This is a genomic window from Pseudoalteromonas sp. Z1A6 (assembly GCF_011378745.1).
Lineage (GTDB): Bacteria > Pseudomonadota > Gammaproteobacteria > Enterobacterales > Alteromonadaceae > Pseudoalteromonas > Pseudoalteromonas arctica.
In genome coordinates this window covers 1-12,307 of sequence record NZ_WTKW01000110.1, presented here as the reverse complement: position 1 = coordinate 12,307, position 12,307 = coordinate 1, and the positions used below count along the sequence as shown (strand labels likewise).

The 12,307-nt window shown below is 39.1% G+C and carries 10 protein-coding genes; 6 read left to right on the top strand and 4 right to left on the bottom strand.

Going from position 1 to position 12,307, the window contains the following annotated elements:
* Positions 1 to 159: 159 nt before the first annotated feature.
* The 3 genes from GQR46_RS08970 to GQR46_RS08960 are packed head-to-tail and all read left to right on the top strand — an operon-like array spanning position 160 to position 4,327.
* Entirely contained in the window at positions 160 to 2,298 is a 2,139-nt protein-coding gene (locus GQR46_RS08970) for a type I secretion system permease/ATPase (RefSeq protein ID WP_165740754.1), read from the top strand.
* On the top strand, positions 2,295 to 3,716 hold the full coding sequence (locus GQR46_RS08965; protein ID WP_165740753.1) for an HlyD family type I secretion periplasmic adaptor subunit: 1,422 nt from the start codon (positions 2,295 to 2,297) through the stop codon (positions 3,714 to 3,716). The genes GQR46_RS08970 and GQR46_RS08965 overlap by 4 nt, the downstream gene beginning before the upstream one ends.
* Before the next feature lie 23 nt (positions 3,717 to 3,739).
* Positions 3,740 to 4,327, top strand: a complete 588-nt coding sequence (locus tag GQR46_RS08960; RefSeq protein ID WP_010553236.1) for a response regulator transcription factor — start codon at positions 3,740 to 3,742, stop codon at positions 4,325 to 4,327.
* A 22-nt stretch (positions 4,328 to 4,349) separates the two neighbouring features.
* Here the strand turns inward: GQR46_RS08960 and GQR46_RS08955 are convergent, their stop codons facing one another.
* The 3 genes from GQR46_RS08955 to GQR46_RS08945 all read right to left on the bottom strand — a co-directional run bounded on the left by GQR46_RS08955 (position 4,350) and on the right by GQR46_RS08945 (position 7,618).
* Positions 4,350 to 6,305 (bottom strand): LapD/MoxY N-terminal periplasmic domain-containing protein, encoded by a 1,956-nt coding sequence (locus GQR46_RS08955; protein ID WP_165740752.1) that lies wholly within the window; start codon positions 6,303 to 6,305, stop codon positions 4,350 to 4,352.
* A complete protein-coding gene (locus GQR46_RS08950) occupies positions 6,305 to 7,012 on the bottom strand; it encodes a transglutaminase-like cysteine peptidase (protein ID WP_007583156.1) in 708 nt (235 codons plus the stop codon). The genes GQR46_RS08955 and GQR46_RS08950 overlap by 1 nt, the downstream gene beginning before the upstream one ends.
* A 147-nt stretch (positions 7,013 to 7,159) precedes the next feature.
* The gene (locus tag GQR46_RS08945; protein ID WP_165740751.1) at positions 7,160 to 7,618 is read right to left on the bottom strand and encodes an LPP20 family lipoprotein; all 459 of its coding nucleotides are present in this window, start codon (positions 7,616 to 7,618) and stop codon (positions 7,160 to 7,162) included.
* 140 nt (positions 7,619 to 7,758) lie between these two features.
* Here GQR46_RS08945 and GQR46_RS08940 point away from each other — a divergent pair, with 140 nt between their 5' ends.
* Positions 7,759 to 8,952 carry a flagellar assembly protein FlgT gene (locus GQR46_RS08940; RefSeq protein WP_165740750.1) on the top strand — a complete coding sequence of 398 codons (1,194 nt, stop codon included), beginning with the start codon at positions 7,759 to 7,761 and terminating at the stop codon, positions 8,950 to 8,952.
* Here GQR46_RS08940 and GQR46_RS08935 read toward each other — a convergent pair.
* Entirely contained in the window at positions 8,949 to 9,848 is a 900-nt protein-coding gene (locus GQR46_RS08935; RefSeq protein WP_010553232.1) for a LysR substrate-binding domain-containing protein, read from the bottom strand. The genes GQR46_RS08940 and GQR46_RS08935 overlap by 4 nt on opposite strands.
* Positions 9,849 to 9,960: 112 nt before the next feature.
* Here GQR46_RS08935 and GQR46_RS08930 point away from each other — a divergent pair, with 112 nt between their 5' ends.
* The gene (locus GQR46_RS08930) at positions 9,961 to 10,689 is read left to right on the top strand and encodes a glutathione peroxidase (RefSeq protein WP_010553231.1); all 729 of its coding nucleotides are present in this window, start codon (positions 9,961 to 9,963) and stop codon (positions 10,687 to 10,689) included.
* A gap of 82 nt (positions 10,690 to 10,771) precedes the next feature.
* A complete protein-coding gene (locus GQR46_RS08925; protein ID WP_039484710.1) occupies positions 10,772 to 12,220 on the top strand; it encodes a dihydrolipoyl dehydrogenase in 1,449 nt (482 codons plus the stop codon).
* Positions 12,221 to 12,307 lie beyond the last annotated feature (87 nt).

Here is a 12,307-nt window from a genome sequence, read left to right as displayed (position 1 = left end):
GGCTCTGCCTTGCCTAAATACCAAACAGACTGCTGCAAATTTAACCTGAAAGATCAACAGACCCTAAACTCGGCTTGAAATATTTAAGCTAAATTTATTTCTCGAGTTTAGGTTTAGTAGTAACAACCGCATGCAGTTCTACATAACATTGGATGGTTTATGGAATTAAACGATGTACTTGATCACGGTGGCATACTCGTTGACTGCCTAGCAGTTTTATGTCGCCATCATGATAAAGAGTTTTCAAGAGAAGCACTATTAAATGGACTTCCTCTAACTGATGGAAATCTTACTCCATCAGGTTTTTCGCGCGCAGCTAAGCGCATTGGCTTTAAATCGAAAGTAGTTAATAAGCCACTACAAAAAATTAATACAGCACTGCTACCTGCCATCTTAATTTTAAAAGACAATCAAGCCTGTGTTATTAATTCTATTGATTACGATAAGCAGTTGGTGAGTGTAATTTACCCAGAGCTTACCGAATCAGTTATCGAACAAAGCATTGATGAATTAGCAGGCAACAGTGTTGGTTTAATTATTTATGCACAACCAGAATTTGCATTTGATGAGCGAACACCTGTACTTGAAAAACTATCAAAAGACGGATGGTTTTGGGGAGTAATTAAAGAGTGCCGCTCACTTTATAAAGACGTAATTATTTCAGCTATTGCGTTGGGCTTTTTGTCGGTTGCCATGCCTTTATTTGTAATGAATGTATATGACCGCGTAGTGCCCAACCATGCAACAGAAACCCTTTGGGTACTTGCCATTGGTATTTTGATAGCACTCACTGCTGACTTTGTTTTACGCTTAGTAAGAGGCTATTTTGTAGAGCTTGCTGCAAGCAGAATAGATGTAAAAGTATCGGCTGTAATTATGGAGCGGGTATTAGGTATGAAACTAAAAAACCGTCCATCATCAGCTGGCTCCTTTGCTAGCAATATTCAATCATTTGAAGCTGTACGTAACTTTTTTAGCTCCATAACGCTTGTCGCATTAGTCGACTTACCATTCGTAGTTTTATATTTAATTGTTATCGCCATTATTGGCGTACCTCTAAGTTTACCCATTATAGCGGGCGCACTTATATTATTAGCTTACGCTATAGCCGCACACCGCAAACTTGAAGCCCTTTCAGAGCAAACAATGAAAGCAAGCTCAATGCGAAATGCAGTATTAGTAGAAAGTTTAACCAGCATTGAAGATGTAAAAAGCTTTCACTCAGAGTGTAAAACACAATCTGTATGGGAAAAGTCGACCATTTACATTGCGCAAGTAAACGCACAAAGTCGACTCGTTTCTAGCTCTATATCAAATACAGCATCGTGGATACAGCAATGTGTAGGCGTGATAATAATGATAATAGGCGTACACCTCGTTATTGAAGGTGAGCTAACTCAAGGCGGATTAATTGCAGCCTACTTATTATCATCTCGTGCTATGGGCCCTATTGGGCAGTCAGCCGCTGTTTTAGCGCAATATCATCATGCCGCAATAGCAATGCAGTCACTAAATGAGATTATGGAAAAAGAGGTCGAGCGCCCACCTGGTAAGCATTGGTTAAGCCACCCTATTTTAAAGGGCGATATAGAATTTAAAGATGTATGTTTTAAATACTCTGACGAATCTCATAATGCACTCAACGGCGTTAGCTTTAAAATTAAAGCTGGTGAAAAAGTCGCAATTTTAGGACGTAATGGCTCAGGTAAAAGTACATTAGAAAAGCTTATCTTAGGGCTATATGAACCCTGTTCAGGAGCAATTTTGATGGACAATAACGATATACATCAAATTGACCCTGCAGAGCTTCGCCATAATATTGGTTATGTACCGCAAACCGTTGCCCTGTTTTATGGGACCTTAAAAGACAACCTTACGATAAGCGCTTGGCATGCCAAAGACGAGCAAATTATTGAAGCCTGTGAGCGAAGCCAATTATTTGATTTAATTAATTCGCACCCAGACGGATTTGATCTACAAGTAGGCGAGCAAGGCCGCCAATTATCAGGAGGGCAACGCCAAGCTGTAGGTATGGCAAGAGCCATAATTAACGACCCACCAATACTATTACTAGATGAGCCAACTTCATCGCTAGATCACAATAGTGAAAGTAAAATTATTAACAATTTAAAAAATTATTCTAAAGATAAAACCCTAATTGTAGTGACTCATCGCTCATCATTACTCGAGCTTGTTGACCGTATTATAGTTTTAGATAACGGAAAAGTAGTTGCTGATGGACCAAAACAAAAAGTAATTGCGGCGTTAAATAATAAAACCGTGGAGCAAGCCTCATGAGTGATAACAAAAAACCACTTGAACAACGCTCTTTTGAATCTGTTAGCAAAGCAATAGAAGCAAGAAAACAAGGTAAGCCATCCGTATTTAATAAACTATTTAAAGGATGGATTTCACCGCCAAATACTCAAGACTGGGTAGTAGATGCACAGTGGGAAAAAATGCAGCAGGAACCAGCAAGCGCTAGGTTACTACTTTATCTAATTTGTTTAACGTTTATATGCCTTATTGTGTGGTCTGGCTTTGCTAATTTGGATGAAGTTGCTCGTGGCGAGGGCCGTGTTATTCCCTCTAATAAATTACAGCTTATTCAATCTTATGACGGCGGTATGGTCGAAAAAATAAATGTCCGAGAAGGCCAAATAGTAAACGAGGGGGATGTACTCATTAAAATAGACCCTACCCGCTTTATTTCTAGCTTTAGAGAAAATCAATCCAAGGTTGAATCGTTAAGTGCAAAAGTTGCAAGACTCAGAGCTCTTACTCAAAAAAAAGAACTCATATTTAGCGAAGATGTTATAAAAAACGCACCTCAGGTGGTTCAACACGAACGCTCTCTTTATTTGAGTAACAGCCAAGAGTTGGAGCAACAGGTAAGTATTCACAAACGCCAACTAGAGCAGCGACACCAAGATTATATTGAAGCAAAAGCGGCACTTCAGCAGCATACCAGCGCGCTACGCTTAACAAACAGGGAGCTTAAAGTGACCCGCCCATTATTACGCACCGGTGCTATTTCGGATATAGATATTATTCGTTTAGAGCGCCAAATAGTTGATTTAAACGGCGAGATAAACAGAACCAAAGCAGTTATAAATAGGAGTCTTTCGGCCATTAACGAAGCTAAAAATAAGGTAACCGAAGTTGAGCTCGTTATGATTAACCGCTGGAACAATGAACTCTCCGAAGCGCTACTGCGACTAGATTCAATTAAAGAAACTGAATCTGGCTTAGCCGATAAAGTAACTCAAACTGAAATACGCTCTCCTGTTAAAGGCACTGTACAACGATTATTAGTTAATACTGTTGGCGGTATTTTACAGCCAGGTAGTGATGTTATGGAAATTGTCCCGCTTGACGATCAACTTGTAGTAGAGGCAAAAATCCCGCCTAAAGACATTGCATTTTTACGCCCTGGGCAATCTGCAATGATAAAATTTAGTGCCTACGACTTTGCCGTATATGGTGGCCTTGAAGCCGAAGTATTACATATAAGTGCCGATACAATTACGGATGACCGCGAAAACACCTTTTATTTGGTGCAGCTAAAAACCACCAAAAATAATTTTTCAAAAGAGCTGACTATTATTCCAGGAATGACCACTCAAGTGGATATTATTACCGGTAAAAAAACCGTACTTGAGTATATTTTAAAACCGGTTCTTAGAGCTACATCGCAAGCAATGACAGAGCGTTAAAACATTTTATAAATGGAGAAGTAATGCGCCAAAGTATTTTTATTACACAGCCTGAATTTGAATCGAAACACTGGCATACAGCGTTTCCTGGTTGTTTGATATTCACAAAAGAACCACACAGAGTCACGGCATCAAGTATTATTTGGGTTTTGGCCGGCACACCTAATTGGCTTGAGCTTGTTAAAAAGTATTCTCAGCAACGTTTACTGGTTATAGTTATGACCAACGAACTAGAAATAAATCAACTAAGAAGTGCGCTTGAAGCAGGAGCTAGGGGGTACGTAGAAGCACTTGCTACTAAAGTAATTATTGAACAAGTACTTGAGACAATTTGTACCGGCGGAATATGGTTACCAGGGCAATTACTATCTAACTTAGTAGGAGCTTTATCAAATACACCGTTTAAATATGCGAGCACATGCGAGCTTGATGTACTCACAAAGCGAGAACGTCAAGTAGTTGATATTGTTGTAACAGGTGCAACTAATAAGCAAGCTGCAGAATCTTTAAATATTACAGAACGCACAATTAAAGAGCATATGAGCTCTATATTTAATAAGCTAAAAGTTCGCGACCGAATTCAATTAATGTTAGTTGTAAAAGGGCATTAACCGCACAGTTAATGCCTATTACTTACTCTTTAATAACCCCATCAAAACCTAAGTTAATAAGCGTATCTATATCATCTTGGCTTGTTACACCTTGAGCCACCACTTTAATGCCAATAGAATGCGCTAACGTGCACACTCCTCGCAGAAATGTTTGGTTATCTAGGCTGTAACTAATATTGTGTCCGTAAACGCTATCAACCTTAATCATTTCAAGACCAAATTCCTGAATTTTATTAATTTTAGTAAATTTAGGGCCCACACGTTTTAATGCTACCTTAGCGCCCATACATCGAGCCTGCTCACAAAAATCTTTAAATATCTCAATTTCGCTAACGGCAATACTTTCACGAATATCAAAACAAATTTTAGAGGCTAAATCAGGAAACGCCGAAAGGTACGTAAGAATCGAAGCAAGTGCAGCATCATCAAGTAGCGTCTGAGCAGATAATTCAACCGAAATCAGTTCACTTGGTGGCTCAATACTATAATGAGCCACCAACGCCTTAATTAAACCCCAATCTAAACGCGCTAATAACTTTAATCGGTTAGCCCACTGGTAGTAGTAACTAGCACGGTATACTTGCCCACCAAGCTTTAGGCTCAACCCTAATTGATTTTGCATTACCTGCCCTGTAAAGCTCGTTACTGGGTAAGTATTTATTTCTAAATTATTATTGTTGAGTGCCTCTTCTATGGCATTTTTCCAGCTAGTTGCATTATCAAACAGCTCACTTTCTTGCTTGATCTGAGCTACTTTTGCTTGTACATCAGATTGTTTACCCGATGATTTTAAAAGTTCATCCGCGCGCTTTAATACATCAAATCGCGTGTCGTCTTTTTGAATATAAGTACAGCTGTGAGGTATCGCTAGCTTAACGTTTTTATACTCTTCAACAAACGATTGATGCATCAATAAAATACGTTCACTGATTGCTTGAATATCATCAATATCACTAAATAAAACGGTAAAATCGCTGTGAGAAATACGTGCAATGTAATTTTCAGAAAAGTGTTCTTGATTGCTCTCTAAGAAGCTAACCAACATCTGTGAAAATCGACGTAGAAAGTTAACCATTTCTACTCGTCCCACTTCCTCACTTACGCGATCGAGGTTAACAACCCTAAATAAAAACAAGGCACCATGGGCATGATCTTTCGATTTTTGTAAGTGAGCCTCAAGCGTTGCACCAAAGTATTCTCTATTTGCTAAACCAGTTAGCTCATCGTGTTGCGATTTAAATCTAAGCTCTTCTAAACGTTTATTATCTTCTTTAATAATACGGCTAAAACGGGTAGATAATTGGTTCATTGATTGCACTAAACGTGCAAACTCAAATGTGCGCGGAACGCTCGATTTAATAAAACGTTTTTCACCAAATGCATTAGCCTGATACACAACATCATCTAGTGGTTTTAATATCCTACTTAAAAAGTAAGCACTAACTATACAAGCAAAAAAAGCGACAATTAAAAAACTAAAAAATAGTTTAAGCGCACTTTCCCATAAGGCTTGCTCAGCATATTGACTATGACTTTCTATAAACAAAGTACCAAACTGCTGCCAACCATCATTTACTTGCCCAACCCCTGGCTGTACATTTAATCCATACATTGCTCTAAACCACTGCGGAGCCGTCGCTTTAAGCTCATCGGTAAACGTGCGTTTAACAATCACCTCACCATTAGGGTTTTGTAGTTCGATTCGCTTATAGTGACCGGTATCAAATGTGGCCGATACTAATAACTCAAGCTCAACGGGGTCTTTGTCTAATTGGCTGATCATTAACGCGAGTGAACTGGCGTTATCTACATTTTTTAAGTACAGCTGGGTCGAAAAATAACTTTTAGCCGAATTAGTGCTAATTAAAACACTACTTATAAAGCCTACAAAAATAACAATTAATAATGCAATCCACAGCTCTTGCCTGAGTGTTATTTTTCGTTTTTTAAGGTACTTAGATAAGGAAAATGATGCCATTACCACATAACTCCTTCTTTGGTTGTCTGCTCCAAAATTTTACGCCAGCGTGAAAGTCTTGCTGTTGGGCTGGCTACACTTTTGGTTGAATTATTAGCCCATAAACCTTGGCTGTTAAAGCTAAAAACAGGGCTTAAATCTACACGTTTTGCAGCAGGTAAAACCTTTGTTATTAAACTGTCTAAAATAAGTGGCTGAGCGTTTGGTGTAGCAAAATAACCTAACACCATATGTGCTTGCGTTTTGTTAGTGCCCGCAATTTTTGCTTTTACATAAATAAGGCGTAACTTGTCGTCACTCACCCCTAGGGCTCTCAAGCTTATATACTTTGCTATTGCGTAATCTTCACAATCACCTAGGCCTCTGCCTAACGTTTCTAAAGGGGTTGCCCAATAATCGTTTTGTTTCCATAGCAAAATATCAGTTTGATAGCGTAAATTACGCGCAAAAAAATCATTAACAATAAGAATTTGTTGTTGCTCTGGTTTGTTTTGAGTTTGTACCAACATACTTTGCCAGTTACGTGCAACAGCCGCTCGCGCAGGTCCATATTTTTGACCCATCAGCTCAATAAAGGTATTAAATTGAATAGTTAGTCGGCTTGCAAGCACACCACTAGAGAGTACAAAAAACAGTAATAGGTAGCGCAAATTGGCTTTGCACCATATAAATAATTTAGGATTTAAATAAGTTGGCTTAAACGCCATTTACAGAGCCACTGTTAATATAAGTGGCAATAAAATACATCTGTTGAGCACTACGCAATCTGCTTAAAAATTAATCCTAACAACAGCATAGCACTCAATATAAGAGGATGAGATATTTTGAATAACTTTTTTAATTAACTGGGCTATTTAGTAATAAGTTACTTTTTTAACTTCGCGTGGTTTTACTTCACCTATGTATAAATCGTGCACACGCTTCATATTAAGCTCAAGCTCGGTCACGTAAGTGTCATCTACTGCGTAAGTTTTAATTATTTGTGCACCTTTAATAAGCCCCTGCACTTTACTTTCTAAGTAATCGTCTTGAGCAATTGAACCTTCCACCGTTGTTCTGGCGGTAATTTTTTGCCCATATACTTGCTCAGTAAGCTCGCGGTAAGCCTCAAGCTTAGAAGCCTTAATTGCCATAAGTTGTTTTTGCGACGCGTTAGCGCCTTTTTGCAAGCTAATAGGTGCATACCCTATCGCTTTTAAAACGGGGTAATTATTTGGCTCTACATATTTATATTCAACATGCTTATCAAAAACGCTGCTACAACCACCTAAGGTTAAACACCCAAGTGTAATAAGTAATGAAATTGCTCGCATAGCATTTAGCCCTTGTATAGTAATTAGCAGTACATATGCACGTTTAATGCCATTTATAGCATTACTAATAATTACCAAATAACATTGGTACAGTCCTTGCTCTACCTAGTTAATAGCTAACGTTTAATTGGAGTAAAAGTATGAAGTCGTTTTTATCATTGGCATTTGTAGGGTTAAGTGCAACGGCATTATTAACGTTCTCCCCTTTTACTAAAGCGCAGTGGTATGAATCAACAGGCCATGCGAACGTTCAAAATGGTGATACGAGCGCAGCTAAATCAGCCGCTATAAAAGATGCGATTACACAAGCGCTAGTGTTCTCTGGCGCACGGGTTAGCTCTGTACAAACCTTGGTAGATGGCGTGTTAATGCAAGATCAGCTAAAAATTAGCAGCCACGGCGAGATTCAAAAAATTGAACTGATCAGCGAAAATAAATACGACAATAAATTTGCTATTACATTACGACTCGATATATTTTCTCAAACAGAGCAATGCCCACAAAATAGCTTTAATAAGTTTGTGGCCGTTACACAAAGCCAACTAGTGCATCGTGAACACGCCAAAATGGGTCAAATATTTGACGTAAGCAAAGCGATTAGCAAAAATATTTTTACTTCCCTACAAAAATCAAAAATGAGCGCAGTGCCTATTGCTTACTATAATAATGCAATAAGCGTTGATAAATACTTTTCGCAGCAGCACGACTATTCAAATGCTCAATTAGAAGAAATATCTTCGCGCAGTAACGCTCAATATGTTCTGCTTAGCCAAATAACCAGCCTTTCGACTAGCGACAAACTCAATAACGATTATGCATTTTGGCAAGACGAGGCGTATGAGCGCAGTTACAACATTGAGTTTGCACTGTTTGATGGCACTACCTATGAGCAACTTTGGCAAAATAGTTACCATACTCAAGCAATTTGGCCATTTGAAAAAACAACCATAGTTGATGTTAATAGTGATAGATTTTGGCAATCGCCTTATGGGCAAAGCATAACCGATATCAACCAAACAGTAAGTTATGACATTCAAGCAGCCATGGCGTGTTTACCTACTCAAGGTAAAATAATGCATATGGAAAATAGCAAAATCGTTATTAACTTGGGTAAAGCTCATGGGTTAAAAAAAGGCCAAATGCTAAGCATTGCGCACCATAACTATTTAACCGACGCGGCAGGTAATGTTATGCCGCACACCATCACCACGCTTAATAAAATTCGCGTAGAGCAGCTTTATCAGCAAACCGCAGTAGCAGTCAGTATTGATGACAAACCGCTACCTGGCGTGCAAATTAACGATGTAGTAGAAATAATCAGCCAAGATATTTAGAGTTTTTTACTCAATTTAGCTTTTAAATTAGGGTGAGCCGATAACCACTCGCCCAATTGTTCTACACCAGATAAATGCGGATAATGCTTTCTGCATGCAAACACCACATTACGCTGCTGATTAGGGAATATAGGCAAGTAATCAATCCCTACACGGTCGGTACATGCCAACTTTGGTACAAATGTAATACCGTCATCCATAGCCACTAACGCTAATAATGTTTCTAAACTATTACCTTTATACTGGTTAGATACATCGACTCCTGCAGAAAAACAAAACTTTTGGGCTTGATCTTTAAAGCAATGGCCATCACTTAACATTAATAGGCTGCATCCTTGAAGATCGCTCAGCGCTACTTTTTTATGCTTAGACAGCGCGTTATCGTGTGATACCGCCACTAAAAAATCTTCTTTGTATAAAGCAACCGTATGGTAATTAATAAGCTCTGGCACATCGGCTAAAATAGCAAAGTCGAGTTCACCCTTGTTTAAAGCTTCTAAAATTGTTGCTGTTTGCATCTCAATAAACGAAAACTGGCTATCAATAAATGCCGCTTTCATCGATGTTAGTAACGCAGGCAACAAGTAAGGCGCAATGGTAGGAATAATACCAATAGTTAATTTACCTTGTAGAGGCTCGTTAGAAGTAGCAGCAAGTTCTTTGAGTATTTGCGTTTGTTCTAAAATAATCTCTATTTGCGTCAACAAACGTTCACCTTTAGCTGTTAAGGTAACTTGCTTGGTTGAGCGATCAAACAGAGTAACGCCAAGCTCATTTTCGAGTTTTTTTACTTGGCCACTTAATGTAGGCTGGCTTACAAAACATGCATCGGCAGCTTTGCGAAAATGTTTATATTGCGCTATTGCTTTTACATATTCAAAATCTTTTAAGTTCATATTCAGCTCTACGTGATAGTTTATAACTATCAGTTTAATACAAACAAACGATTGGAACTATATTTAATTATTCACCATAATGGCTATCAACAAATCAAGAGGAACAAAAATTATGTTAAACAATATTGAAGGTCAAACAATCCCAAGTGTTACATTTGCAACTCGTCAAAATAACGATTGGAAATCAGTAACAACAGATGACATTTTTAAAGGTAAAACTGTTGTAGTGTTTTCACTACCAGGTGCATTCACACCAACATGTTCATCAACTCACTTACCACGTTACAACGAATTAGCAGGCGTACTTAAGCAAAACGGCGTTGACGAAATTGTATGTTTATCAGTAAACGATACCTTTGTAATGAACGCATGGGCTGAGCATCAAGAAGCGCAAAACATTACTTTATTACCAGACGGCAACGGCGAATTTACTGACGGCATGGGCATGTTAGTAGACAAGAACGACCTAGGCTTTGGTAAGCGCAGCTGGAGATACTCTATGCTTGTTAAAGATGGCGTGATTGACAAAATGTTTATCGAACCAGATTTACCAGGTGACCCGTTTGAAGTATCAGACGCAGACACAATGCTTGATTACATCAACCCTAAGCAAGCTAAACCAGAACCAGTAAGCATCTTTACTAAACCTGGCTGTCCTTTCTGTAAAAAAGCAAAAGAGCTTCTTGCAGAAAAAGGCTTCGCATATGAAGAGATTGTTATGGGTGCAGGCGCATCACTAACAAGTCTAAAAGCTGTATCTGGTCGTGACACTGTTCCACAAATATTCATTGGTGGTAAACACATCGGTGGTTCAGACGACTTAGAAAAATACTTTGCTTAATTAATAAGTAAATTAAATACCTAACGTTAGTAGGTAAAAAATAGGGGCTTTTATGCCCCTATTTATTAGAGGAAAAAATACTATGAAAGAATTGCAAACCGATGTTGTTGTTATAGGCGCAGGCACTGCTGGTTTAAGTGCTTATCGTAATGCTAAACAGTTCACACAAAATGTATTAATGATCGAATCAGGCCCATACGGCACCACATGTGCACGTGTTGGTTGTATGCCAAGCAAGTTATTGATTGCAGCCGCAGAAGCTGCACACGCAATTGAAATGGCTCCTGCATTTGGTGTTCATAGCTCAAAGCCTATCATTGATGGCAAAGCAGTTATGGCACGCGTTAAAAGTGAACGAGATCGTTTTGCAGGATTCGTAGTAGAAGCCGTAGATGAATTACCAGATGGTGATAAAATTCGTGGTTACGCTAAATTTTTAGACACAAACCGCATACAAATAGACGACCACACAATTATTACAGCAAAACGCTTTGTAATTGCCACCGGTTCACGCCCTTCGTACCCTGGCGTATTTAATAACTTTGGCGACAAACTTATTATAAACGACGACGTATTTGATTGGGATGACCTACCAGAATCAGTCGCTGTATTTGGCCCTGGTGTAATAGGTCTTGAAATTGGCCAAGCACTTAGCCGACTAGGCGTAAATGTAAAACTATTTGGTGTAGGCGGCGCAATTGGCCCACTTACAGATCCAGTCGTAAAAGACTATGCAAATACTGTTTTTGCTGAAGAATTTTTTGTAGATACCGACTCAAACGTATCTGACATGATGCAAGTTGGCGACAAAGCACAGCTAACTTACACCGACAAACAAGGTGAAAAACACACCGAACAGTTTGACTACGTACTTGCAGCCACAGGCCGAGTACCTAACGTAGATAAACTAGGCCTTGAAAACACCGGCATTGAGCTTGATGAACGCGGCGTACCGCACGCAGACACGCACACAATGCAATGTGGTGAGTCAAACATATTTATAGCAGGCGATGCAAGTAACATGCTACCACTGCTACACGAAGCATCAGACCAAGGTGCTATTGCAGGTCAAAATGCAGGGCGCTTCCCAGATGTACGTATAGGTCTGCGCAGAGCTAAAATTGCAGCTGTATTTAGCGACCCACAAATAGCAATGGTAGGCGAAAGCTACAAGCAAATTACTGACCGATTAGGCCCATGCGGTTGTTTTGAAGTAGGCGAAGTCAGCTTTGAAAACCAAGGTCGTAGCCGAGTAATGCTTAAAAACAAAGGTCATATGCGAGTATACGCAGAGCAAGGTACAGGTTTATTTTTAGGTGCAGAATTTATTGGCCCACAAGCCGAACACATCGCTCACTTACTAGCATGGGCTGTACAAAACAAAATGACCGTACCAGAAATGCTTGATATGCCATTTTACCACCCAGTAATTGAAGAAGGGTTACGTACCGCCCTTCGCGACTTAAATGCCAAACTTAAATTTGGCCCAGACATTGTAAATTCATGTATGGAATGTGGCCCAGGCGCATAACCTATTTACTACACATACAAACTTGCTAAGTAAAAGCCAAAACTAACGTTTTGGCTTTTTTTATAATTTTTTTAAGCTGATCTCTCA